Annotated in this window: 26 protein-coding genes, 1 rRNA gene and 1 pseudogene; 22 read left to right on the top strand and 6 right to left on the bottom strand. The window is 35.8% G+C overall.

The genetic code is table 11. The features are described from left to right. Positions 1 to 62 precede the first annotated feature (62 nt). The 15 genes and pseudogenes from B8955_RS06825 (at position 63) to B8955_RS05025 (ending at position 16,623) form a co-directional block, all read left to right on the top strand. Positions 63 to 1,973, top strand: a complete 1,911-nt coding sequence (locus B8955_RS06825; protein ID WP_143238395.1) for an LPXTG cell wall anchor domain-containing protein — start codon at positions 63 to 65, stop codon at positions 1,971 to 1,973. Positions 1,974 to 2,085: 112 nt separating this feature from the next. Continuing rightward, a complete protein-coding gene (locus tag B8955_RS05085) occupies positions 2,086 to 2,805 on the top strand; it encodes a B3/B4 domain-containing protein (protein WP_084099161.1) in 720 nt (239 codons plus the stop codon). A gap of 64 nt (positions 2,806 to 2,869) precedes the next feature. Further along, positions 2,870 to 4,366: pseudogene (locus tag B8955_RS05080) on the top strand (phytoene desaturase family protein). After that, positions 4,350 to 4,646: a squalene/phytoene synthase family protein gene (locus tag B8955_RS07045; RefSeq protein WP_143238393.1), complete on the top strand. Its 297-nt coding sequence runs from the start codon at positions 4,350 to 4,352 to the stop codon at positions 4,644 to 4,646. Before B8955_RS05080 ends, B8955_RS07045 begins: the two are co-directional and overlap by 17 nt. Next, positions 4,631 to 5,242: a phytoene/squalene synthase family protein gene (locus B8955_RS05075; protein ID WP_143238391.1), complete on the top strand. Its 612-nt coding sequence runs from the start codon at positions 4,631 to 4,633 to the stop codon at positions 5,240 to 5,242. The genes B8955_RS07045 and B8955_RS05075 overlap by 16 nt, the downstream gene beginning before the upstream one ends. A 259-nt stretch (positions 5,243 to 5,501) precedes the next feature. Then, a complete protein-coding gene (gene arcA / locus B8955_RS05070; protein ID WP_084099160.1) occupies positions 5,502 to 6,734 on the top strand; it encodes an arginine deiminase in 1,233 nt (410 codons plus the stop codon). Positions 6,735 to 6,778: 44 nt separating this feature from the next. Then, complete coding sequence (argF, locus tag B8955_RS05065; protein ID WP_084099159.1) at positions 6,779 to 7,783, top strand: ornithine carbamoyltransferase; 1,005 nt, start codon at positions 6,779 to 6,781, stop codon at positions 7,781 to 7,783. Positions 7,784 to 7,893: 110 nt separating this feature from the next. Continuing rightward, the gene (locus B8955_RS05060) at positions 7,894 to 9,405 is read left to right on the top strand and encodes a YfcC family protein (protein ID WP_084099158.1); all 1,512 of its coding nucleotides are present in this window, start codon (positions 7,894 to 7,896) and stop codon (positions 9,403 to 9,405) included. A gap of 31 nt (positions 9,406 to 9,436) precedes the next feature. Next, on the top strand, positions 9,437 to 10,771 hold the full coding sequence (locus B8955_RS05055) for a M20 family metallopeptidase (protein WP_084099157.1): 1,335 nt from the start codon (positions 9,437 to 9,439) through the stop codon (positions 10,769 to 10,771). 31 nt (positions 10,772 to 10,802) lie between these two features. After that, positions 10,803 to 11,744, top strand: a complete 942-nt coding sequence (gene arcC / locus B8955_RS05050) for a carbamate kinase (protein ID WP_084099156.1) — start codon at positions 10,803 to 10,805, stop codon at positions 11,742 to 11,744. A gap of 156 nt (positions 11,745 to 11,900) precedes the next feature. Beyond that, positions 11,901 to 13,523, top strand: coding sequence for an arginine--tRNA ligase domain-containing protein (gene argS, locus B8955_RS05045; protein WP_084099155.1), 1,623 nt, complete (start codon positions 11,901 to 11,903; stop codon positions 13,521 to 13,523). 21 nt (positions 13,524 to 13,544) lie between these two features. Continuing rightward, a complete protein-coding gene (locus B8955_RS05040) occupies positions 13,545 to 14,243 on the top strand; it encodes a Crp/Fnr family transcriptional regulator (RefSeq protein WP_234983532.1) in 699 nt (232 codons plus the stop codon). 44 nt (positions 14,244 to 14,287) lie between these two features. Continuing rightward, the gene (locus tag B8955_RS05035; protein ID WP_084099153.1) at positions 14,288 to 14,779 is read left to right on the top strand and encodes a prolyl-tRNA synthetase associated domain-containing protein; all 492 of its coding nucleotides are present in this window, start codon (positions 14,288 to 14,290) and stop codon (positions 14,777 to 14,779) included. A gap of 168 nt (positions 14,780 to 14,947) precedes the next feature. Next, positions 14,948 to 15,967 (top strand): UDP-glucose 4-epimerase GalE, encoded by a 1,020-nt coding sequence (gene galE, locus B8955_RS05030; protein WP_084099152.1) that lies wholly within the window; start codon positions 14,948 to 14,950, stop codon positions 15,965 to 15,967. Between the two features lie 23 nt (positions 15,968 to 15,990). Continuing rightward, complete coding sequence (locus B8955_RS05025) at positions 15,991 to 16,623, top strand: LysM peptidoglycan-binding domain-containing protein (protein WP_084099151.1); 633 nt, start codon at positions 15,991 to 15,993, stop codon at positions 16,621 to 16,623. 34 nt (positions 16,624 to 16,657) lie between these two features. Here the strand turns inward: B8955_RS05025 and B8955_RS05020 are convergent, their stop codons facing one another. Beyond that, entirely contained in the window at positions 16,658 to 17,032 is a 375-nt protein-coding gene (locus B8955_RS05020) for a PH domain-containing protein (RefSeq protein WP_084099150.1), read from the bottom strand. A gap of 215 nt (positions 17,033 to 17,247) precedes the next feature. On the opposite strand from B8955_RS05020, the gene B8955_RS05015 reads away from it, so the two are divergent. Then, positions 17,248 to 17,499, top strand: a complete 252-nt coding sequence (locus tag B8955_RS05015) for a helix-turn-helix domain-containing protein (RefSeq protein ID WP_084099149.1) — start codon at positions 17,248 to 17,250, stop codon at positions 17,497 to 17,499. A gap of 58 nt (positions 17,500 to 17,557) precedes the next feature. On the opposite strand, the gene B8955_RS05010 is transcribed toward B8955_RS05015, so the two are convergent. Further along, complete coding sequence (locus B8955_RS05010) at positions 17,558 to 17,800, bottom strand: DUF2922 domain-containing protein (protein ID WP_084099148.1); 243 nt, start codon at positions 17,798 to 17,800, stop codon at positions 17,558 to 17,560. 12 nt (positions 17,801 to 17,812) lie between these two features. Next, positions 17,813 to 18,010: a DUF1659 domain-containing protein gene (locus B8955_RS05005; RefSeq protein ID WP_084099147.1), complete on the bottom strand. Its 198-nt coding sequence runs from the start codon at positions 18,008 to 18,010 to the stop codon at positions 17,813 to 17,815. 130 nt (positions 18,011 to 18,140) lie between these two features. On the opposite strand from B8955_RS05005, the gene recX reads away from it, so the two are divergent. Further along, positions 18,141 to 19,187, top strand: coding sequence for a recombination regulator RecX (gene recX / locus B8955_RS05000; protein WP_084099146.1), 1,047 nt, complete (start codon positions 18,141 to 18,143; stop codon positions 19,185 to 19,187). Next, positions 19,180 to 20,409, top strand: coding sequence for an A/G-specific adenine glycosylase (mutY, locus tag B8955_RS04995; protein WP_084099145.1), 1,230 nt, complete (start codon positions 19,180 to 19,182; stop codon positions 20,407 to 20,409). The genes recX and mutY overlap by 8 nt, the downstream gene beginning before the upstream one ends. 50 nt (positions 20,410 to 20,459) lie before the next feature. On the opposite strand, the gene ntdP is transcribed toward mutY, so the two are convergent. Continuing rightward, complete coding sequence (gene ntdP / locus B8955_RS04990) at positions 20,460 to 21,005, bottom strand: nucleoside tri-diphosphate phosphatase (protein ID WP_084099144.1); 546 nt, start codon at positions 21,003 to 21,005, stop codon at positions 20,460 to 20,462. Positions 21,006 to 21,171: 166 nt separating this feature from the next. On the opposite strand from ntdP, the gene B8955_RS04985 reads away from it, so the two are divergent. Then, a complete protein-coding gene (locus B8955_RS04985) occupies positions 21,172 to 22,383 on the top strand; it encodes an SGNH/GDSL hydrolase family protein (protein WP_084099143.1) in 1,212 nt (403 codons plus the stop codon). Positions 22,384 to 22,460: 77 nt separating this feature from the next. Here the strand turns inward: B8955_RS04985 and B8955_RS04980 are convergent, their stop codons facing one another. Next, entirely contained in the window at positions 22,461 to 23,552 is a 1,092-nt protein-coding gene (locus B8955_RS04980; protein ID WP_084099142.1) for an FUSC family protein, read from the bottom strand. Positions 23,553 to 23,713: 161 nt separating this feature from the next. Between B8955_RS04980 and B8955_RS04975 the strand changes: the two genes are divergently transcribed. Beyond that, complete coding sequence (locus B8955_RS04975; RefSeq protein ID WP_234983531.1) at positions 23,714 to 24,169, top strand: Fur family transcriptional regulator; 456 nt, start codon at positions 23,714 to 23,716, stop codon at positions 24,167 to 24,169. Between the two features lie 51 nt (positions 24,170 to 24,220). On the opposite strand, the gene proC is transcribed toward B8955_RS04975, so the two are convergent. Beyond that, positions 24,221 to 25,027, bottom strand: a complete 807-nt coding sequence (gene proC, locus B8955_RS04970; protein ID WP_084099141.1) for a pyrroline-5-carboxylate reductase — start codon at positions 25,025 to 25,027, stop codon at positions 24,221 to 24,223. Positions 25,028 to 25,114: 87 nt separating this feature from the next. On the opposite strand from proC, the gene B8955_RS04965 reads away from it, so the two are divergent. Next, positions 25,115 to 25,924: a hypothetical protein gene (locus tag B8955_RS04965; RefSeq protein WP_084099140.1), complete on the top strand. Its 810-nt coding sequence runs from the start codon at positions 25,115 to 25,117 to the stop codon at positions 25,922 to 25,924. Between the two features lie 355 nt (positions 25,925 to 26,279). After that, positions 26,280 to 26,435, top strand: a 16S ribosomal RNA gene (locus B8955_RS04960); the annotation flags it as partial.

The following is a 26,435-nucleotide window of genomic DNA, read 5'->3' as shown; positions in this document are numbered from 1 at the left end:
TAATTGAACCAACGACACCTCCTCATGATCCTAACTTTGAATATGACCTAACATCAGAAGCGATGATGGCTCACGCTCACGAAATGGGACGTGCGGGCATCGCCAACTCTAAATATGAAGGATATATTATACCAAAAATTGATTACGGTTCTGGTTGGGATGATGCTTTTTCCGGATATACGGCAGTTTATGGACTATATCATGGGATTCTTGGACATACGGTTGAAATTCCAGAAACGAATCAAGATTCATACTATGCCGGTTTCTTTGCTGGGTTAGCAAGTATCGCTTTTGCTGATAATAATCGTGACGACTTATTAACCAATCGTTTAACCTTCTATCGTCGGGGATTGAATAAAATTGAAGATCCTAAAGCAGAAGAAGAATTATTCGCTGCAGATGGTACTATCAAAGGACGTCCACGGAAAGAGGGACAAAACTTCTTCCCAGATTATTATGTGATTCCAATGACACCAAATGGGGTAAGTGCGAGTGATGAAGCATTTAGCATGATTGAATATTTCAAACGTAATGGAGTTATTGTAAAAGAATTGACTCAAGATTATGGCGAGTTCAAAAAAGGTGATTTAGTCATCGATATGGCACAAGCAAAACGTGGCTATGCTAATCATGTTCTTTACCCAGGAATGAATGAATCAGACTGGGATGCGATGTATGCAGAATTAGTTGTGAACTTCCCAGTTATGCGTGGATTTAAGTCGATTCCAGTTTATACAGAGGATAAATGGAAAGATGTATTAGGAGACGTGACTCATAAAGAAGCGCCTCGTTCCACACTTGAAGAGACACCATATCATCGGTTTAGTAATAATTCTGTAGCTGCTATTCAAGCCGTAAACTATGCGATAAAAAAAGGATACGATGTGTATGCCTATGACGATAGTTTTATCGTTAATACCGATGTAATGGCAGAATTATTAAAAGAATTTCCATTATATGCAAAAGGGTTAAACCAAAAACCAGTTGGCGAAACCATTAAAGGATATAAAATTTATACCCCTAATAATTATGTTGGCTGGATGGGATTTGAAACACCTTCTGAAGCAAACATTGTGTTGAAAGCACTTGGATTTGAAATTGTAAATACACCAGAAGAGGCTGATGTGATTGTTTTAGACAATGGTCGCTTTGATGAAAGCTTATTAGGATTAAAACCAACCTTAATTATTGGTGGGGAAGCTGCTGATCGTTTAGAAGCGTTAAAAGCCTTACCAGGATTTGATGCGGAAATGTTACCAGATGGATGGAATAATGAAGGATTAATGAAAGCGCACATTAATAAAGACCTTCCAATATCAAGTGGATATTTACCAAACGATTATTTCTATTCAACTTCAGGAACATGGATTGAATCAACTCCAGAAAACTTTACGCCAGTTGTCTCATTAATGGAAAAAGATTACTTTATTTCTGGATGGTGGCCAGGATTTGAAAAATTAGCTGGTAAAGTGATGGCTATTGATGGACTATTTAATGGACAACCGCTATTTATTTATGCTGGTAATCCACTGAACCGTCAACATCCACATGCTTTCTATCGTTGGGTGACAAATGCTATTTTTAGAGGGATTCCAGCATCATTAGAAGCTATTGTGGAACCGATAGAGCCAATTGTTAATCCCGATGATAAACCACAACCACTTCCTGGTGGAGAACACGTTACTGGTAACGAAGACGTTTTGACACCAAGTCAAGTGACGCATACGGATAAATTGAACGATGAGTATCAAACTAATCAATCAACTCTTGAAACAAAAGAAGAAACAATGATGAAAGCCAGTGAACTAGGATTTGAAATGGCGAGTCAAGGTTTAACTGCTGATGAATTGAAACAAGCTGCCTTACCAGCAACTGGCCAAGAAATCACATTCCAAAGTTTATTTGGACTAGCACTACTAACAGTAGGTGGAACATTGATATTCGTTCGCAAACGTCAAGTGAAGTTATTGTGAAAAAATTAATAATCATGATAGAATAAGAGTTAAGCTGAGAGCACCGAAACAAGTAGCGTTAACCGCTTACTTGTCAGGTGCTTTCACTTTATTAGTTAAGGAGTGGAGAAAAATGCAATTTAAAGTGACTGAAGAGTTTTGGCAATTATTTCCAGAAGCAGAGATTTTCTTACTAACCATTGATGGTTTGGATAATTCACCGGTTGAGGAATGGCAAGATAAAGCAGATAAGATGTTAAAATCAGCTGCTCGTGATGGATTAGAATTTGTTCCTAATGAACCCATTTCTAAAAATCCAGTGGTTGAACAATGGCGTGAAGCTTTTCGTCAATTTAAAACGAAAAAAGGGGCGCGTTCTTCTATTGAAGCATTATTAAAACGTGTTCAAAAAGGTTCACCAGTGAATTCGATTAATCCGTTAGTGGATTTATATAATATGGTCTCTATGCGTCATGCGGTTCCCGTTGGAAGTGAAGACCTAGCTAAAGTTAGTGGGGATATTCGTTTAGATGTTGCTGAGGGTGGAGAATCCTTCTTACCGTTAGGAGCTGAAGAAGATAGTCCTTCTTTACCAGGAGAAGTCGGTTACTTTGATAATGATGGGGCAATTTGTCGTTGCTTTAACTGGCGAGAAGCACAACGTACAATGATTACGGAAGAGACGGAAACAGCTGTTATTGTCATTGAAGCGATTAACGACGAACAGAAAGAACGTGCACAAGAAGCACAAAATGAACTCGCTGATTTATTGGCAGAACATCTGGATGTTACGGCAAGTAACCATCATTTAACCGTTGAAAATCCTTACGTTGACTTAAACAATGAAGCGTAAAAAACTCTCGATTAAGTGAGTTCCATGAATTAGTGAAACGATTATATAGTAGGAGAATATTACAATGAAGAAAAGTGTAAGCGTTGTTGGAGCAGGAGTGGCTGGTTTAGCAGCCGCTATTCGCTTACAACATGCTGGTTATGCGGTAACAATTTATGAAAAAGAAAAATAAGTTGGCGGTAAAATGCATCAAATCAAAAAAGATGGGTTTACATTTGATGTTGGACCAACGATTGTGATGATGTTAGACGTATTTAAAGAACTATTTGCTGATGTTAATCGTCATCTAGAAGATTATCTGACTTATGAACGGGTTGAGCCGATGTTAGAAATCTTTTTTAATGATGAAGAGTCGATTCCTTTTAGTTCTGATCTTGTTCTAATGATTAAAGAAATGGAGCAAATGTCTGAAGAAGATGCATTAGGCTTTATTGAATTCTTAGCTAACATTTATAAGAAATATTTAATTGCTAAGGAAGCTTATTTAACGCGATCTTTTCGCAAACCTACTGATTTCTACAATTTAAAATCATTGTGGAAAGGACTACAGCTAAAAACATTTAATGATGCATATTCCGAACTATCCAAATATGTGAAAGATGAACGATTAAGAAAATCACTTGCTTTTCAAACCGTATATATCGGTGTTTCACCATACCAAGGGCCTTCACTCTATACGATTATTCCTATGATTGAACTTTTTTATGGCGTTCATTACTTCCATGGAGGAATGCATGCTTTTGCTGAAGCTATGGAAAAATTGTTTCTTGAACTAGGTGGGAAAATTCAGTATCAAACAGCTGTCGATGAAATCGTTATTGAAGATAAACAGACTAAGGGAATACGAGTGGCTGATCGTATAATTGAGAGTGACTATGTCGTATGTAATGCGGATTTCCCATATGCCATGAAACAGTTGATTCCTAATGAGTCAAAACGAGGAAAATATACGGATAAAAAAATTGATCGTATGGAATACTCTTGTTCTTGTTTACTCTTCTATTTAGGAGTAGATAAAACATATGATTTAAAATCGATGCATGCGATTTATTTTGCCGATGATTTTCAACGTAATATTAATGATATCTTCGAAAAAGGTATTTTGCCAGCAGACCCATCGATTTATCTCTATACACCATCAGTAGTTGACGAGTCGATGGCTCCAGAAGGTATGCAGTCAATCTATGTATTAGTTCCGGTACCAGAATTGTCATTATATGATGACTGGGATGCGAATGTTATTGTTGAGTACCGCCATAAAATTATGACCATCTTACAAACAAAAACGCCATTAGAAGACTTAGAGTCACATATTATTAGTGAAACAATTTATACCCCGCATGATTTTGAAAATCGTTTCAATGCTTATAATGGGGCGACTTTTGGGTTGAAACCAACGTTATTACAAAGCAATTATTATCGTCCACACAATAAGTTTAAGTATGCTGACTCCCTATATTTCTGTGGGAGTAGTACCCATCCTGGAGCTGGCGTACCAATTGTTTTGCAAAGCGCTAAATTAACTGTAGAGGAGTTGTTACGTGATGACCGAGACCGTTAAAGTCACGAGCCTTGAACCATTAACTTTTTCACGTTATCAACAAGATTTCAAAATTTGTGAGAGTATTATAAAGAAGCAGTCTAAAAGTTTCTATGCAGCTTTTTCGCAGTTACCTCATCCTGACAATTGGGCAGTTTATGCTATCTATGCGTTTTGTCGGCAAGCAGATGATTTAATTGATGAGGCTGAGGATGTTGATGGTTTAGAGTGCTTGAAACAGCAATTAAATGATTTTATTGATAAACAAATCATTCTAAATACCCCATGTGGCGAGCATTAGCGGTTGTCTTCCAACATTATCCAATGTCAGCTGATCCTTTTTACGATATGTTATATGGGCAAAAACAAGATAGTCAATTTGAGCAACCAGAAACGATAGCAGACCTTAGCGAGTATAGTTATTATGTGGCTGGATCAGTGGGTCTGATGCTCTTACCCATTCTATCCGATGTTCCGAGTCAATTAGTCTCTAGAGGGAAGCAAATAGGAGAGGCTATGCAGGTTACGAATATTTTACGTGATGTTGGAGAAGATTTTGCCAATCACCGTATCTATCTCCCACGTACACTATTAAAAAAACATGGAGTAGATAACAGAATGTTTATCCAAGAATCCCCCAGTCAAGAGTTGATTGCTGCTTGGGAGGAGCTAGCTAAACGTGCAGAAAGTTTATACGAAGAAGGACTTGAGTTAACTGCTGGATTAAAACCCAAAGCACGTTTTCCTTTTGTAGCGGCTTGCGTATATTATCGTGCCATTTTGACGGCAGTTAGAAACAACCATTATCAAATGCTCCATCAACGGCAAGTGGTTTCTGCTAAGCATAAATTCAAATTGATCCCTGAAATCCAGCATCTGATAAATAAATATTCATAATGAAAAAGCCCAAGAAAAAAGCGATAAAAAAATATTTTTTGATAGGATAATCGCTAGTTTTATTTATTGGGTTTTTGTGGTTAAATCAACAAAGAAAGCGATTAAGTTTTGTTTAGCTAACAAAAAGTTAGTGAAAAAGTGTACAAATGTGATGAATTTCTCATTTACAATGCTAACGATTTATTGGTAACGTTTGCACGGCATGCTATACTAAGTGTGTAAGAAAAAAGTAAGTCACAAAAGAAAGGTAGGATTTAAAATGTCAGAAATTACTCGTCCGATTCATGTAAAATCTGAAATTGGTCCACTTAAAAAAGTGTTATTACACCGACCTGGTAAAGAATTAGAAAACTTAGTTCCAGACTTCTTGGAACGTCTATTGTTTGATGATATTCCTTACCTAGAAGATGCTCAAAAAGAACACGATGCGTTCGCAGAAGCTCTTCGTGAAAATGGTGTAGAAGTATTATACCTAGAAAAATTAGCTGCTGAAGCTATTGACGCTGGAGGCGTTAAAGAACAATTCGTTGACGAATGGTTAGCTGAAACAGGCGTTCAATCTCAAGCAATGCTTAAAGCATTAAAAGATTACTTATTAGGTATGGACGACACTTATGAAATGGTATTGAAAACAATGGAAGGTTTCCGTAAAACAGAAATCGAAGTAGAAGGTGGAAAATCATTATCTGATTTATACGAAACTGACTACCCATTCATCGTTGACCCAATGCCAAACTTATACTTCACACGTGACCCATTCGCTACAATGTACAATGGTGTGACATTAAACCACATGATGTCTGATACACGTAATCGTGAAACATTATACGGTAAATTCATTTTTGACCACCATCCAGAATACGGAAATGGTAAAGTTGATCGTTTCTACGACCGCGAAGAACTTACTCGTATTGAAGGTGGAGATGAATTAGTATTATCTAAAGATGTATTAGCTGTTGGTATTTCTCAACGTACGGACGCTCGTTCAATTGAAAAATTAGCTGGTCGTCTATTCAAAGAAACTGACTTCAAACACATCTTTGCATTCTTAATCGGTGAAAACCGTAAATTCATGCACTTAGATACAGTATTCACAATGGTTGACTATGACAAATTCACTATTCACCCAGAAATCGAAGGTGGATTAAAAGTTTGGGATATTACTCCAAATGGTGACGGTTCAGTTAACATTAAAGAAACTGAAGATGAATTAGAAAACATCTTAGCTGATGCGTTAGGCCAAGACAGTGTTCAATTAATCCGTTGTGGTGACGGCGACCCTGTTGCTTCTGCTCGTGAACAATGGAACGATGGTTCTAACACATTAACAATTGCACCTGGTGTTGTTGTTGTTTATGACCGTAACACAGTAACTAACCGTATCTTAGAAGAAGCTGGATTAAAACTTATCAAAGTTCGCGGTAGTGAATTAGTTCGCGGTCGTGGTGGACCACGTTGCATGAGCATGCCTTTACAACGTGAAGACATTTAATTAGGTAACAAGAAGACAAGCAAGAAATAGGAGTGAATAAGAGAATGTTCCAAGGACGTAGTTTATTAAAAGAAGTTGACTTTACACGTGAAGAATTAGAATACTTAATTGATTTTGGTATTCACTTAAAAGATTTGAAAAAACGTAATATTCCTCATGAATACTTAAAAGGACAAAACATTGCGTTACTATTCGAAAAATCTTCAACACGTACACGTTCTGCTTTCACAGTAGCATGTAACGATTTAGGTGCTAACCCAGAATTTATGGGAGCAGGCGACATCCAATTAGGTAAAAAAGAATCTGTAGAAGACACTGCTAAAGTATTCGGTAGCATGTTCGACGGTATCGAATTCCGTGGATTCAAACAAGATGATGTTGAAATGTTAGCTAAATATTCTGGCGTTCCTGTATGGAATGGTTTAACTGATGAATGGCATCCAACTCAAATGATTGCTGACTTCATGACAGTTAAAGAAGAATTTGGTGAATTACAAGGTAAAAAACTTGTATACTGTGGTGATGGACGTAACAACATCGCTAACAGCTTAGTTGTAACAGGATCTATGCTAGGTGTAGACATTACAATCGCTTCACCAAAAGAATTATTCCCAGAAAAATCAGTTATCGATTACGCAGAAAAATTTGCTAAAGAATCTGGTTCAACAATCAATGTAACAGAGGACATTAAATCAGCTGTTAAAGATGCTGACGTTCTTTACACAGACGTTTGGGTATCAATGGGTGAAGAAGACAAATTTGAAGAACGTATTAACTTATTAAAACCTTACCAAGTTAATAAAGAATTAACAGACTTAATCGAAGGCGACTATATCTTCTTACACTGCCTACCTTCATACCATGACATCGAAACTAAAAACGGTAAAGAAATGTATGAAAAATTCGGCGTAAAAGAAATGGAAGTTACTGACGAAGTATTCCGTGACGAAAAACATGCTCGTCAATTCGAAGAAGCTGAAAACCGTATGCACTCAATCAAAGCGATTATGGCTGCAACAAACGGTAACTTATTTATTCCTAAAGTATAATATCGTTAATAAGTGACACTCAATTGAGTGATTACAAACCTATTTACTGCCAGGGTAGTGATGTGTAATCACGCCCTGGCTATTTTAATTAAAAAAAGGAAGTGAAAATAATGTCTGAAGAAAAGAAAAAGAAATTTAAAATGCCCAATTCTTTTACAATTCTGTTTATTATCACAATTGTAATTGCAATTTTAACGTGGATTATTCCAGCCGGAGCATATGATGTTACTGAAGACGGTAACTTTATTGCCGGTACTTATCATACAGTAGAACAATCAGCTCAAGGGATTTGGGATGTTTTAGCAGCACCATTTATTGGGATGATTGGTAATGACTTAACAGATGGTGCGATTGAAGTTTCTTTATTCATCTTGACTATCGGTGGTTTCTTAAATGTTGTGACTCAAACAGGGGCTATTGATGCCGGAATTTCTTCTATTATCCGTAATAACCGTGATAATATGACAAAATTAATTTGGGTATTGATGTTAATCTTCTGTTTAGGTGGATCAACTTACGGTATGGCCGAAGAAACAATTCCATTCTATACACTATTAATTCCAATTATGGTTGCAGCTGGATTTGATGCCTTAGTAGGTGTGGCAACAGTATTAGTTGGATCTGGTATGGGTGTGTTAGCGTCAACTGTTAACCCATTTGCGACAGGTATTGCTTCTTCAATGGCTGGTATTGGTCTTGGTGAAGGAATCTTGCCGCGAGTGATTTTCTTTATTGTGATGTATTTAATCGGTGGTTTCTTCGTAACAAGCTACGCGAAAAAAGTGAAAAAAGATGATGCTAATTCATACTTAACACAAGAAAAATTAGCTAGTGACCGTGAAGAGTTCCAAGTTAATGAAAACTTAGAAGGTATGACAGGTAAACAAAAAGTCGTTATTACGTTATTCTTCTTAACTTTCATTATTATGATTCTTGGTTTAATTCCATGGTCTGAATTAAATCCAAACTGGACATTCTTCGAAAGTATTCATGAATCAATGATGAACGCTGGTTGGTTAGGTAACTTAATCGGTACATCATTATTACCATTTGGTCAATGGTACTTAACTGAAATCACGATTTTATTCTTCTTAATGTCAATCGTGATTGCTATCGTTTATGGAACTGGTGAAGAAGACTATGTTAACCAATTTATTGCTGGTGCTAACGACATGTTATCAGTTGCTTTAATTTGTGCGGTTGCTCGTGGTATCCAAGTTATTATGAACGATGGTCAAATTACAGCGACAGTATTAAGCTGGGGTGAAAATGCCTTAAGTGGTTTATCATCAGGATTCTTTATTGTTTTAACATACTTATTCTATATTCCAATGTCATTCTTAATTCCATCAACTTCAGGTTTAGCTGCTGCAACTATGGGTATCATGGCACCTCTAGGACAATTTGCAGGTGTTGCTGAACACTTAGTTATTACTGCATTCCAAGCAGCTTCAGGTTTACTAAACCTTGTCACACCAACTTCAGGTGTTGTTATGGGTGCCTTAGCGATTGCTAAAGTAGACTTAGGTACTTGGTGGAAATTTATGGCAAAATTATTAGTAGCTACAGCTGTTGCTTCAATCATTCTATTAGTTATCTTTGCATTATTAGGAATCGGTTAAGCATTCAGCCCATTTGAAGGAGAGATTGCTTGTGGAACATAAATTAACTCAATCTGTTCAAGAAGAAAGTTTGAAAGCTTTAGAGCATTTAATTAGTTACGCTTCTGTGTTAGACGAGGACGCAACTGATACACCATTTGGTACAGAAATTTTAGATTGTTTAAAAGCCGCTTTAGAAGAATGTGAAAAAGTTGGTTTGAAAACTTTCATTGATCCAGAAGGTTATTATGGATATGCGGAAATTGGTGAAGGCGATGAATTAATGGTTATCCTTTGCCATATGGATGTTGTTCCAGCTGGTAAACCATCTGAATGGAAATACGACCCATACACTTTAACCATTGAAGACGGTAAAATGTATGGACGTGGAACCCAAGATGATAAAGGACCATCTGTTGCCGCTTTATATGCTTTAAAAGCGTTACTTGATCAAGGAGAAACATTAAATAAACGTGTTCGTTTTGTATTTGGTACTGATGAAGAAAACATTTGGCGTTGTATGGATCAATACAATGCGAAAGAAGAAAAAGCATCATTCGGATTTGTACCAGATGCTGACTTCCCATTAACATATGCGGAAAAAGGACTACTTCAAACATATTTAGTTGGTGAAGGATCAAAAGACTTCGAATTAAATAATGATGGGGCATTTAATGTTGTGCCTGATGAAGCATATTATGCTGGAGATAAACTAGAAGATGTGAAAGCAAAATTAGATGAACATAATTATGATTACGTTGTTGAAGATGGCGAAATCATTGTCAAAGGTAAATCTGTTCACTCTAAAAATGCTGATGAAGGTGTTAATGCCTTGACTCGCTTGGCAGTTGCTTTAAGTGATGTTTATGATGTTCCTGCTTTAGACTTTATTGCAAAATATTTCGATGAAGATCCAAAAGGAACTGGCATTTATGGCACAGTCGAAGATGAAATGAGTGGACCATTGACAATCAATGTGTCACGTTTAATCTTAAATGCTGATGAAGCTCGTATTGGTCTAGATATCCGTATCCCAGTTACCGCTGAGAAAGAAGATATCGTGGTAAAATTATCTGAAGCTGGTGAAGTATTCGGATTACGCTATGAAGAATTTGACTACTTAAATTCTTTATATGTTCCTGTTGAAAGCGAATTGATTCAAACATTATTAGCTGTTTATCGTGATTTAACAGGTGACCAATCTGAACCAATTAGTTCAGGTGGCGCTACATTTGCACGGACTATGGATAACTGTGTTGCCTTTGGTGCACGCCCTGAAGACGTTCCGGTAACATTCCATCAAGTCAATGAATGTATGCCATTAGATAATTATTATGATGCTATGGAAATTTATGCTCATGCTATTAAAAAATTAGCTTGTCAATAATTGAAATAGAAATAGGAGATGAAGAAATATAATGTCAAACCGTAAAATTGTTGTTGCTTTAGGTGGAAATGCGATTCTTTCAGATAATCCAACTACTCAAGCACAAAAAGACGCTTTAAAACAAACTGCTGAATTCTTAGTAAAATTAATTCAAAATGGTGATGAATTAATTATTACTCACGGTAATGGCCCACAAGTTGGTAACTTATTACTACAAAACATTGCCGCTGATTCTGAGAAAAACCCTGCTTTTGAATTAGATTCATTAGTTGCTATGACAGAAGGATCAATTGGTTACTGGTTACAAAATGCTATGCAAAATGCTTTAGATGAATTAGGTATTGATAAATCAGTTGCTTCAGTAGTTACTCAAGTAATTGTTGATAAAGATGACCCAGCCTTCACTAACTTATCTAAACCAATCGGCCCATTCTATTCTGAAGAAGAAGCAAAAGCTGAAATGGAAAAATCTGACGCAACATTTGTTGAAGATGCGGGACGTGGATGGCGTAAAGTTGTTGCTTCACCAAAACCAGTAGCAATTAAAGAATTAGAAGTTATCCGTACGTTAGTTGAATCTGGTCATGTCGTTGTTGCTGGCGGCGGTGGCGGTGTTCCCGTTATTGAAGAAGACGGCAAACTAAAAGGTGTTGAAGCTGTTATTGATAAAGACTTCGCATCACAAAAATTAGCTGCTGACCTAGACGCAGATATGTTTATTGTTTTAACTGGTGTTGATTATGTTTATGTTAACTTCAATAAACCTAACCAAGAACGTTTAGAAAAAGTGTCTATTGAAGACATGAAAAAATACATTGATGAAGATCAATTTGCACCAGGTTCAATGCTACCAAAAGTAGAAGCAACGATTAAATTTGCTGAAGAAAAACCAGGTAGCGAAGCTGTTATTACTTCATTAGAAAACTTGGAACAATTAATTGAATCAAATGCTGGTACAATCATTACAAAATAATGACTGTTAAGTAACATTTGATAGCTTAAAAAGGATCGAGTATTGCTCGATCCTTTTTGCTTTGATAGAATCATTATCTTACTAGAATGATTTGTATTTACTTTTTAGAATAAAAACGATACCATTTAATTACATTGTACAGAGAGGAGATTAGACATGAACGCCTTTAAGTTAGTTCATGCCGTCATAAATAAATCGGATCAGTTTCAATTAGAAATGTCTGATTTATTATCTGCGATGACACTTACAGTGAGTAGTGAAACAGCAGATATTGTGATTGACTTAAAACAAATACCCGCTGTCACTACTAATCATGATGAGCAATCATTATTAGAAGTTATTCAAACCGCTCAAGATTCACATATTCAAAATGTTATTTTAGTGAATCATCAATTACTCATTTCATTGGATCGCCAATTAATGAGTCAAGAATTATTGACTCAGGCTAAGACTGAAGAATGGGATTTACAAACGTCTGAGCAATCATTACGGTTTACGGTTGATATGTCCAGTCCTAACTTAGGACGAACAATGACTTTGACTCATTTACGATCAACAACAGTAGGAGAAGCTTTATCGTTAATGATAGAAGCAGCTGGACATAAAGTTTATCGATTAAATCATATTGGAGATTGGGGAATGGCGTTTGCGCGCTTAATTGTAGCGGTTCGTCGCTGGGGATTACCAGATGATGACAATCCAAATATTGGATATTCTAAGTTGCAACACCATTTTTATGAAGAATCGGAATTTAATCCTGAATTAGATATCGAGGCGGCCGTTGTTTTTAATCAATTAACGCATAAGGATCCTAAAGTAATGGCTGAATGGAAACAAATTTGTGAGATATCTCGCAAACGTTTTGATGACGTGTATGATTTAATGAACGTTCACTTCACTTCAGAAACGGGTGAATCAGCATATACCGAAGCGGCTTTAGAAGTGAAACAACAATTGGTGGATTCCAATATTACGTCCAAAGAGTTAGATGCGATTATCGTCCATTTTCCAGAAAAAGAGATTCCCCAAGCACTTATTCAAACGGGTGAAAATGATAGTCTATACTTAACTCGTGATTTAGCCGCAGCTATTGATCGTCACGAAAAATTTCACGCAGATTATAATTGGTATGTTGTTGGAAATGAGCAAGCCACTCACTTCATCCAATTGAAACGTATTTTAGAGATGTTAGGTTATGATTGGGCAAATACGATTTCACATTTAGGAATCGGTTTTAATAGTTACCAAGGAAGACGCCTTATTAATTCATCAGGTGAATTAATTTCAGTGAATGGTTTGTTTAATAAAGTTGCTCGGCGTATTATGGAGACGTACCAATTTAGTGAAGAAGAAGCATTGCGCTATTCTTTAGGAACTATTATTTTTGAAAGTGTGAAATATCCACGCTTAGATCATTTTGACATTGATTTATCGACTATTATTGCTAATGAGCAATATAATGGATTCTCTTTAATGTATTATGTGGAAACTTTCTCGTTATATGGCGAACCTAATTTATCAGTTCCTCAACGCCTATCTAAAGAGCAGTGGGAATTGCTACATTTAATTTTAGCTTATCCACAAAAATTAGCTCAAGGGTTGCAAAGTGGAGAACCGTCTGAATTAGCAAGCTTTGCTTATGAAATTTATTTAAAACATAAAAATTTGGTAAGCCAAGAAAATAATCATCCAAGTATTGACTATATTGTGATCAAGACCTTGAAAAATCTTTTATATGTCTTAAATATTCCTGTAAAGGATACGATTGGTCGGGAATGATGTAAGAAAGGAATAAGTGTTTTGGTAAATCGCGATTTAGAATTCTATATTGAGTATTTGCAAAATGAGGAATTTTTTGCCAATTTTACATCAGAACAACTTAATGAAATTGAGAATAGTGCCGTGATTCATCAATATCGTAAGGGACAAATTCTCTTTTTCCAATCAGATCCTAAAATTTATTCTTATTATTTATTAAAAGGATTGATTAAATTAGAACGATCTGATGAGTCCGGTGAGTTACTATACGTCGACTACGTCACGAGTCATTCATTTTTCCCTTATAGTAGTGTTTTTGGTCATCGAGAGTATATTTATAATTGCTATGCTGCTACAAACATTGATATTCTTCTTATTCCTAATGATGTCATGGAACGGTTGATTAAAGAAAATAATCATCAAATGCAGTATATGTTTAAGCAGATGGCTGAAACGGTTGCTTTTTTAGAGAAGCGTATTCAAATTACTGCGATTTCAAGTGCGACTGATCGTGTTGAACACATGTTAGGATTATGGAAGTATGATATGGCTAGGCCGGTGACTGATGGTAGTATTATTCAATACCCACTAACGATAAATGAATTGGCAATTGTTTCCGGAACAACTAGAGAAACCGCTGGGAAAGTGGTACGGGATTTAACAGAAGAAGGTAAAATTAAGTTTACACGTAAAGCCATTTATTATTATGACTGCGATTATTTCGATGCGATGGTCGAGTGATTTTATCTTAATAATTATCTAGTTATCATCTTGGGAGGACTATGATGATTACTGAAGAACATTTATATGAACAGCTGGAAGAATTAAATATTCCTTATAAAATTGTCAAACATCAACCTGTTTTTACCACTGAAGAAGCGGATAAACAAATCGAAGGTCATGAAGGCGTACGAACGAAATCCTTATTTCTTCAAAATAAAAAGAAGAAGCGCTTTTTTATTGTTATTATGGATGACTCTAAATCATTAGATATTAACTTTTTTAAAGATTATGTCGATGAAAGTCGGATAAAACTAGCGTCACCTGAGACGATTGAAAAATTAATTGGTTTGACGCCAGGAATTGTGTCGGTGTTCGGATTAACAGAAGCAATGAATGATAAAATTGAGGTTTTCTATGATCGTGAAATGATTAAAGAAGATCTCTTAACATTTCATCCTAATACCAATGATAAAACCATTTTCATTAAAACGACTGACATTTTTAAATTCGTCGCTTCAATGGGATATGACAATCAAATTATCGATTTGCCATAGTGATCATTTGATTGCCTTTGTCATTAAGTAACCATTATTTGGTGTACGAAATGCCTAAATAAATTTATTGTAAATGCGCGATAACGTATTTTTTATCTTTTAGTGAGCTATCATTTAGTAGTTTGTGCTATTATAATATTAGGAAAAACAAGAATAGGAGTGTATGGAATGGCAATTTTAGTAACTGGTGGTACAGGTTTTATAGGGTCACATACGACAGTTGAATTAATCAATGCAGGATATGATGTTATCAGTGTGGATGATTTTTCAAATAGTAAACCGCTTGTGTTAGATCGGATTGAAGAAATTACAGGAAAACGTCCTACTTTCTATGAGTTAAATATCTTAGATAAAGAGGCGTTGAATGAAGTATTTGAGAAAGAGTCCATTGAAGCGGTTATCCACTTTGCAGCTTTCAAAGCGGTTGGAGAGTCAGTTGCTGAACCTTTGAAATATTATCATAATAATTTGGGTGGCCTTATTTCAGTGCTTGAAGTAATGAAAGCTCATAATGTGAAAAATATTGTCTTCAGTTCTAGTGCTACTGTATATGGTGTGGATAATCCATCCCCATTAAAAGAAGATTTACCTACTAGCGCAACGAACCCATATGGTTACACTAAAGTCATGAATGAACAAATTTTACAAGATGTTGTGACTTCAGATGATGAATGGGCAGTTATGTTACTACGTTACTTCAATCCAATTGGTGCACATCCTAGTGGTTTAATCGGCGAAGATCCTCAAGGGGTTCCAAATAACATTATGCCGTATATCACTCAAGTAGCTGTTGGTAAACGTGAACAATTATCTGTTTTTGGTAATGACTATGATACACCAGACGGTACTGGGGTTCGTGATTACATTCATGTTGTTGATTTAGCTAAAGGACATGTAGCTGCCATTGCGCATGCGCTTAAACATAATGGTGTTGAAAAAATTAACTTGGGAACAGGACATGGTTATTCAGTTCTAGATCTTGTTCATAACTTTGAAGAAGCCACTGGTGTTGAAGTCCCTTATGAAATAGCGGATAGACGCCCAGGTGATGTGGCAACTTGTTATGCTGATGCCACTTACGCTAAAGAGTTGTTAGGTTGGGAAACAGAATTTGGCATTGAAGAAATGTGCCGAGATGCTTGGAACTGGCAAGAAAAAAATCCTAATGGGTTCGTAGAAGAGGCATAAACTTTACCTAAAAGAGGAAAAAGATGAAAGAAAATAAACAAGGTATAGGAACTAAAATTAAAGTTTGGTGGCAAAAGTCATCATTAGTTAGTCGTTTCGGAATCGTTATCGTCATTGCGGCTATCTTAATTTTGTTTGTTCCTAGAGGAATAAAAGGGGAAAAAGGGAATTTATTAGGGCTAACGCCTAATCGTATTGAACAAAAAAATAAAGATCAATATTCTGCAGAGCCTATTAATCCAGATAAACATCACCATAAAGAAAGTAAGGTGGCTAAGCCAACTGTTGATAAGTTAAACCCTAAAGATGTGAAAGCGACAGCAGATGGGTTTTCGGTTCCTTCAAATGATGAATTAGAATCATTATATGAAGAACAAAAGAAAGAACAGAAAAAGCATCCATCGAATTCAAATAGTTCCAATTCTTCTTCAGATGACTCAAGTTCTGAATCACAGAATCGCGAGTCAGCAGATAACAATGAAGGGGCACATTCTGAAGATACATCGTCAACAGATGGGGAAACATATACCGTTCAAGCAGGAGATAATCTTTATCGTATTGCTGCTAATAATGGGATGACTCTAGATGAGTTAATGGCTTTAAACGGGATGAGCGAGCCTTATATTGCTCCTGGAATGACCATTCGAATTCAATAAAAAAACTCCAAGTAGAAATACTTGGAGTCTTTTTTTATAGAATTGCTTGAGAAAGAGCCTGTTGGACTTCAAAAATAGCATGTTTTCCTTGAAATTCAAGCGCTACAGTTGGTTCTGTTGCAGATGAAATATATATGTCTAATTCGCTATCCAAATCAAAGTTTCCTGCTGTTTCGACAGTAAAACGACTAATCGAACGATAAGGAATGGATTGAAATTCTTGCTTTTTACCCATTCCTTGAATATCAATAATAATTAGGCGGTGACTAGTAAAGATAATTTTATCGCGAATTAATTTATAAGCGAGTTCAATTGTTTCATTTGGAATTAAAATATGGCTTAAATCATCCTTAGCATCTTCTAACGTCATTTCTGAGGCATTGCCAAATATTCCACTAAATAGTCCCATTGAATCTCCTCCTTTTTAACTACATTATATCATGACCTAAATTCTTTTTAGCTATAAATCTCTTTAACGTATTTATAAAAAATAAAAATAATATTTTTATGATAGCGCTAGCATATTGCGAAAAAAGTGATATAATAAAATTAATAGCATTTTATCATCGTCGTCTAATAATTTAATACTGTTAAGTTATGATAATGCTAGAAAGGAGATTAATTATGACTGAAAATGGAGGAGCTCGCATTGATAAACAGGCTGCAAGAGATCGTGCAACTGATAAATCATCGCAGATTTTACTAAAAATACGCCAATCTAAGAATTTATCACAAGCTCAGTTAGCTGAGATCTCTGGCCGCAAGCAAAGCTATATTTCTCGTGTGGAATCTAAACAACAAAATATTAGTTTAAGTACACTTGAAGAAATTGTTGGCTCTGTAGGTGGTACGTTACACATGTCAATTGATTTATAAGAGATTAATAATAAAGGACTCGAGAGTTTAATTTACTCTCGAGTCCTTTATTTAGCTATTAGTCTTCAGGGTTAGATACTGCATAAACTGTATCAACTTGTCTTGTCACATAGCGAGCGCCTACAGGTTTAGCAAACAATTGAATATTATCTTGTTTAAATGCTTGAGTAGCGATGATGTTTTCTAAAGCTTTTTGAGCACTTGTGGCATCTATATCAGGTTTGGCATGACGTAAACTAATGGTTTTATTTTTGTTATCTTCAGTTTTAAATTGTAATTCAAAGACAGTGGTTTCATTCATAATATAAACCTCCTATTGATGAATATGACGTTCAACACTAATTACCTGAGAAATATTATCGATAATGAGACCATCTAAGGTGTTCTTAATGGCTAAAATATCTTCCGTTGTGGCTTCTAAATCAAGATTGTTTAATGTTAATGTACGCTTCTTATTCGTTTCCAAATCTTCTGAAATTAATTGTAACTTAGCAGACTCAAAAATTTTCATGATATGTCCCTCTCTTTTTATATTTTGTAGGCTTCCGGATAGCTTACACTATTAAAAACGTATCTGTTATCACACAGTCAACGATGTAATATTATTTTATGTTATACTATGTGGCCAAGGAGGAAAGGCGATGGTGAAAAAATATCAACGACTTAGCGAAATCGATGCAACTGATACAGACAATCATGCCCGAATTAGTGATATTGAAAATAAGAATAACCAACAAGTTTCAAGAAAACGTCGCTATTCAAAAGCTAACCAATCGACAACTCATTCAACGACAAATGAAGCTAATCAGCTATTAGAAAAAGCTCAACAATTGAAAAAAAATAAAAATGATGGCGCAGATACGAATGAACCAACGATTATGAAGGCAGGTAGACTTACCGCCATTGCTGTGCAGAAAAATAAGCAACGTTTCAATTTATTTATTGATGGCCAATTTGCTATCGGGATTGGAGAAGCGACACTAGTCCATTTTGCTCTATCTAAAGGCCAATTAATCGATGAAGAGCTATTAAACCAAATAAAAACTTATGATCATTGTGATTATGCGTATCAAGTGGGGTTAAACTATTTAATGCATAAATTACGTTCCAAGAAAGAGGTCAATGAGAAGTTACAAGAGCAAGATTTTTCTGAAGATGCGATACACTTTGCTATCAATAAATTAACTAATCTTCATCTGATTGACGATGATAATTATGGCCGTAGTTATGTAAGAACTGAAATGCGAGCTGGGAAAAAAGGCTCTCGCGTGATTGCTCGTGACTTACGGAAAAAAGGATTAAGTGATGATTTAATTCAAGATGTATTGACTGAGTTTGATACCAATCAAGAATGGGGAAATGCCTATTCCATGGGTGAAAAATACTTTGATAAGCAAATTCGGAAGCATTCTGTTCGAGACAGTGTTCAACGAGTGAAAACGCATCTCTTAAGCAAAGGATATAATCATGATATGGTGAATGACGTTGTTCAACGTATTGAACAATCAACTGATGATTTAAGTATTGAGCATCAAGCATTACATAAAGAAGCAGACAAATTATGGCGGAAACATCGTCAGTTAACTGATAAAGAAAGAACGTTTAAAGTTAAAGGAAAACTGATGCAAAAAGGCTATGATATTGATGAAATTAATCGTTATTTAGAAGAGAAGGGGACCAATGACTAACCAACATTCAACTGAAAACCAATCAATTGAAATTAGTGAGTGGCTGAATCATTCGGAGATTAGTGATTTAGGACCAATTATATATGGTGTCCAAGTGTGGGGGACGCAGACCAATGAAGCGTTCCAAAAACAATTATTGACTTGGTATCATAAAGAAAAGCGGGATTTACCTTGGAGACAAGATAAAACTCCGTACCATATTTGGATTTCAGAAATTATGCTCCAACAAACCCAAGTGGATACTGTTATTCCATATTATAATCGGTTCCTAAATTTATTTCCGACGATTGCTGATTTAGCGGATGCGAATGAAGGTAAATTGATGAAAGCGTGGGAAGGACTCGGTTATTATTCACGTGTTCGTAATATGCAAGTGGCTGCTAACCAAATACAAACAGATTTCGGCGGTGTTTTTCCTAATACTTACGAAGATATTTTGTCATTAAAAGGCATTGGCCCATATACAGCAGGGGCAATTGGCTCTATAGCTTTTGATTTGCCTAAACCAGCAATTGATGGCAATGCGATGCGAGTTTTTTCTCGATTATTTGGTATTTCGGCCGATATTGCTAAAGCAAAAAATCGAAAAATATTTGAAAAGATAGGGGAATATGTGATTTCAAAGGATTATCCTGGAGATTTCAATCAAGCCATTATGGATTTGGGAAGTAGTTATGAGAGTGCCAAACGGCCAAATCCTGAAGGTAGTCCAGTAAAAGGATTTACATTAGCCACATTAGCAGGGCGAACAGATGAGTTTCCAGTAAAATCTCAAAAGAAAAAGGCGAAACCCCATTATTATGATGCCCTTATTATTCAAAATACCGATGGCAAAGTGTTGATCAAGAAGCGAACGGATGAAAAACTGTTAAATCAATTATGGACAGTCCCCTTAATTGAAGAACCAAAAGAAGTCAATGCATCAGAAGCTGTCAAACATATGGTTGCAGAGACAAAGGAAAACTATGCGATTGATCCAATTGTGATGAAACAACCAATCGGTCAAGTAAAACATGTCTTTTCTCATCAAATTTGGCATATCAATGTTTATCTCGCCTATCTGAAGTCAACGCAGAATCAGCCAGAAGAATACTTGAAAAATAATAATCAAGCCTGGATTATACCTAATCGTCCCAATGATTATGCTTATCCTACTGTCCAAATGAAAATTTGGCAGGTTTTCCAAGCATATTTAAATAATCAGTTTGATAAAGATAAATAAAAAAGACCGAGAGCTTTCTCGGTCTTTTTACACCACAGTCTTTTTCGATATTAATGTTTTTTGCGTCGATAAGTCAGTTGACAATAACGTTCATACCAAATATCAACATAAGCTTGTGAGAAGGGGCCTTTTCCTTCATTGATCCAGCGAACTAATTCCTTAACATTCGCTTTTAAAATTGAATCAATTTCTGGTGAATACCCCATTAATGCACGATGATCTTTATATTCGTCGACATCAAGTAAACGTTTCTTTCCGTCAGGGAACACCTTAATATCTAAATCGTAATCAATATATTTTAAAGCTTCCTCATCAAGTACAAAGGGGGAAGCTAAATTACTGTAGTAGGATATTCCTTTAGGACGAATCATAGTAACAATATTAAACCAATACTTTTTATGAAAATATAGTAATGCAGGTTCACGAGTTACCCAGCGTCTACCATCTGACTCTGTAACTAAAGTATGGTCATTACAAGCAATAATACTTTCATCACTCGTTTTTAGGACCATACAATCTCTCCAGGTACGATGTAAAGAGCCATCATGTTTATAACTTTTGACTGTGATGTATTGTCCTTCTTTGGGATGATTCATCACAATTCCTACTTTCTAGTCAGTACGTACTGAAACCTCAATTATTATAGCATACCTGGTATAAAAAAGCATGGTTTTGCCTTTATTAAGTCTATTTGTTTGAGGAAAAGCAGTTCATGATATGGTAAAATAAAAGCAAAATGATTTCTATTCGAGGAGTGGAACAATGAAAAGAGACAAAAAGCCTATCTTAATCACTGTAGGGATTATATTAGCACTCTTAGCGGTAGTCGGTGGCTATTTTTATAATCGCTCAAAACAAAATGACCACTTAGCAAATGAAAAAGAAAACTATCGCAATGTTCAAATTGATACTCATAATCAATCAAGAAACAGTAAATCTAATTTAGATATTGAAGGTTTTGCTGATAAACGTCAAGAAACGAATGCTTTGACCTATTTAGCATATGTCGCTAATGAAAATGATCAGACGCCAAAAATTGAATGGCTTCATACGTTTGGTGGTGATGAATGGGATACGGACGCCATCATCTCATCTCTTAAAGACAAAGGATTAAGTGAAGCAGCTCTTGAGGCTTTTAATTATAATGAGGTGACAACTGCTGAGTTGTTGGATAGTCAGTGGACAGAGATGGTTAATGAAGAACAACCTGAATTGGTTTTATTGCCGACATTTTCTGGCGCTGATTATCGTGCAGATGTTAGCATTGATGATCATTTAGATCACTTACAAAGCATCTATGAAGAGCAAAGACAGGCAAATCCTGATGCTTTAATTGTGTGGCAAGTTTTACCGGAACAAGATGAAGAGCTATCCGTTGATAGCGACTATAACGAATATATTAATCAAGAAAAAGCCTATTTAGAAGAAAAATATATGAACGTTTATGATGTTCGTGATGCTTTAAATGACCATGAGTTAACCGAAGAAAGTCAGTGGACAAGCGAAGGAAAACAGTTGATTATCGATAATATTGCTGAACAATTGGCAGAAACAACGATAGATGCGACTACCGGATTCGGCGGAGATAATGGTGATGTTGATGCGATAAAACAAGAACAGGAAAAAGAAGCAGAAGAGCAAGCTGAACAGGAAGTCTCTCTAGAAGCAGAGCGTCAAGCAGAAGCGGAACGTCAGGCAGCAGAAGCAGAGGCTGAACGTCAGGCAGCAGAAGCAGAGGCTGAACGTCAAGCTGCTGAATCGGAAGCTGAAGCAAGAGCACAAGAGGAAGCGGCTCAACGTGAAGCAGAAGAACAAGCGGCAGCAGAAAGTGAAGCGGCGGCAGAGGCTGCTCGTCAAGAAGAAGCGGCTCAAAATCAATCAGATATGACTAATGAAACGAGTGAGTCAACTGATAATAGTATGACAGATTCTAGCGGAAATAACGCGACAGGAGAAGAGGTTCCACAAGGATAGAAAAAGGCGATGCGGTGCATCGCCTTTTCTGTTGCATTATATAAATAAGGGCCATTTGTAGTGGAAGTCGATTTGATTTATGGACGACCTTCTAAGCTATCTGCTTGGTAATTATCTTCTTCGTGGTGTAGTCGATAACTACGCACTAATGTATTTAAGTGAATAAGTGCTTCTTCATAATTAATCATTGCACTATTGATAAGCATTAGCGTATTACTACGTTCGTAATCTTCTCTTGATGCCCCTTGCATGACTTGTGATTCTAAATAAATGTTGTCTAATAGTTTTTGGCGAAATTCCACTGTAGATTTAAAGAAGTTCACCTCTTCAGCTGAAATTCGACCATCAAATTTAAGAAAAATTTGTTCATGAGCCGCACATAACGTTTCAATTCGTTCTCTAATTCGATAACGCAGTTCATATGGTAGTTGGAAGACTTGATTCGTATGCGAATGAATAATCGTTAATAACGTTAAGGCTTCTTTTAGTGCTGTTATGAATGATCTGAAGACAACAATTTTTCGTTTTAGTCCTAATCGTTTTGATTTTTGCCAAACTTGCTCATCCATTAATAATTGATATTGTGTCTCAATAGAAGAGACACGAGATTCAGCCCAATTAATATCAGAAGTTAGGGAAGAATATTCTCCATTTTTTCTTAGGATGGCACGCAGACGAATTAATATTTCTGTGGTAGTAATATTAATTTTTTCATACAGTGCAGTATCGTATTTTGGTGGTAAAATAAAGATATTAACAATCATAGCTACAAAAACACCAAGCATATTTTCAATGACACGAGCTACCGCACTATGAATCATCACATCTCGATCAGCTAACATAATGACAACAATAGCAATACATGCTAAGGTAATAACGTTCTGCATTTTAAGAGCATTCATAATACCAATAAATAAGGTAATAGTGACTCCGATGATTAGAGGGTTATTGCCGAAGAAATAATACATGAAAACGGCAAAGATACCTCCAAATAAAGCGGCTAACATTCGTTGAAAGAATGTATTTAATGATCGCTTAGGAGTTTGTTGTAGACCAATAACTGCAGTTAGCCCTGGCATCACAGGTTGCACAAATGGTAACCACTGAGCGATTAATATTGTGAGGGCGACACCAATTCCGGTTTTTAACATGCGTGCGCCAAGTTTCATTTTTGCAATACCTCCAAATTTTTCTGTCATGATATATGATACTATGATATGCAAAAATAATCAGTCAAAAAAGGTAAACTTTTAATAATTCTTCTAAAAGAGTTTTGATATTGAGTTTAAAGAGAATTAATGAGAGAATTTAAACAGAAAGATGGGTGATAATGATGAAAGCAAGTCCATCAGTTTTAGCTGAACACTTGGACAATAATATTGAAAAATTACGTCACTTAGGGGTCCGAATTACGAATCAACGGCGAGCGATTTTAAAATATATTATTGAAACGAAAACACATCCAACTGTGGAACAAATTTATCAAAAATTAAAGCCACGGTTTGATGAATTAAGTTTGGCAACTGTCTATAATACCATTAATTTATTGGTTAAAAATGGGATGATTCAAGAGTTGGTCTATCATGATGGGGCGAAACATTATGATTATTTACTAGAAAATCATTATCATTTAATCTGTGAAGAATGTGGACAAATTAAGGATGTTTTTTACCCTCGTCTTACTGAAGTGGAAGAAGTAGCGAAAAAACAAACAGGTTATCAAGTGTATGGACATCGCTTAGAATTATATGGGTTATGTCCAGAATGTCAGAAAAAACATCAATAATAAAACCTGATCTTAAGTAATTTGATGGTACTTAAGGTCAGGTTTATTTTATTATTTGGATAATTCTTTGGATTTATCAATTCCGGCTTGGATAGCAGATTGTATGGTATGCCGATAGTTTTGTTTCTCAGCTTCTAAAACCATTTGGATAGAAGTACCACCTGGCGTACAAACATTATCTTTTAATTTTTCTGGATGAGTATCGCTTTGTTCTAAGTAAGTAGCGCAGCCTTTAACCATTTGCGTCGCTAATTTAAGGGATTGTTCTCGCGTTAATCCATTGGCAACACCGCTATCCGCCATAGCTTGGATTAACATAAAAACTAATGTAGGACTTGAACCAGATACACCAATGACGGCGTGTAGCAAGTCTTCTGTCACCATTTCAGTACGACCGATGGCATTGAAAATGATGATGGCATCATTGATATCAGTGTCAGAACAGCTACTATTTTCGACAATTCCAGTCATACTTTCGCCAACTTGAGCGGCTAAGTTTGGCATAGCGCGGATAAAAGGTTGATTACCGCCAAGTAATTCTTCAGCTTGACCGATAGTAAATCCGGCTGCAATCGAAATGATTAAAGTGTGTTGTGAAATGATTGGGATTATTTCTGTAATAACCTCTTCTAAAAGATATGGTTTAACTGCTAATATAATAATATCAGAATTTTTAGCTGCTAATTGATTATTAGTAAATACGTTAATGCCAAATTCTTCCTGGATATTTTGGGCTTCTTGATCTGTTCGTGTAGAAGCCGTAATACTATTGAGGGAATCGTTTGAATGTGATACTAAACCTTGAATAATAGCTTTTCCCATATTTCCAGTACCGATAACTGCGATTTTTTTATCCATTAGTATTCCTCCTGACTTTTAATGTAGTATAGCATAGCGGTAGTTATTTTCGTATAATTGGTAAGAAAAGAAGCAGGAGGGTTACTTATGTTTTTATGGACATACATCACATCTATATTTCATCCTCAACGAATTTTTAAGAACCATCAATCATTTTCGTGGGTAAAGATGAGTGTTATTTTTTTGATATGGACACTAATTTGGTTAGTACCGATGACTATTCATTTTACAAATCTTTCCACTATAGAAGAATCCCATCAATTTCAAGAAATTTCATCATCTGTTCCTAGAGAGGCACTCAATCAATTGAAACATGCCCCCAAACAAGGAAGAGGTCTAGGAGATGAAACGCAAACTAAGCAATATCAGTCCGAAAATTTAATTGTTAGTGTGATGCCTCCTGCTGATGACGTCAGTAATCTTTTAGAAGATCATCAAAATGTTATATTGCTAGTGCCAGAAGGATTTACTATTCAAGTTGATTATGATAAACGTTACTCAGCTAGCTTTCCTAAAGATTGGGATAAACATCTGGATTCAAGTGAAGATTTTATTAACGCTTTAGATAGAGCGGTAGTCAATGATTATCAGTCTAATAAGCAAATGATTTTTTTATTTGGACGCCATTTGGTTTTTTTGATTTTTGGAATTGGCGGATTATTTATCATTGGGTCATTCTTTAGAAGAATTGTCATCTCTCATCGTTGGGACATTTATAATTTCGAAGCTACTATGAATATTGTTGGATTAGCGTTAGGAGTTCCGGCTTTTCTCGCGACAATATTGGGATTATTTAAGCCGAATATTGTGATGATGCTTATCATCATATGGGGTGGAACAGTCACTCAATTATATTACAGCTATAAAAAAACAGGGTTTAAAAATAATTTTAATTAGAATGTTGACAATAAATTTAAGAGCAGATATAATACTATCTATCGGCGCAAATGATTTATAGCTTTTAAAAAAGTTCTTGACACTTGTTGCTAACGATATTATTATTAAATAGTTGTGTTTTTCGAGAGAAAGCAAAAAACTTTTTAAAAAAGTGTTGACTTTCGATTGAAAGCATGACATACTATAAAAGTTGCATCAAATAGCAGCGATATAGGCCTTTGAAAACTGAACAAAGAAGACGAACCAATTTGTGTAGGGAATCGATAACAATCGATAAACCAAACAATTCAAAGTAGTGAGAACTACTATAAATAAGTCAGCAATAAAATGAGCTAGCAAACAGCTCGTGAAAAACTTTCATGAGAGTTTGATCCTGGCTCAGGACGAACGCTGGCGGCGTGCCTAATACATGCAAGTCGAGCGAACCGACGAGGTGCTTGCACCTTTGACGTTAGCGGCGAACGGGTGAGTAACACGTAAGGAATCTACCTATAAGTGGGGGATAACATCC

The organism is Aerococcus suis, from assembly GCF_900176325.1.
GTDB classification, from domain to species: domain Bacteria; phylum Bacillota; class Bacilli; order Lactobacillales; family Aerococcaceae; genus Aerococcus; species Aerococcus suis.
This window is presented reverse-complemented; position numbering and strand designations above follow the sequence as displayed.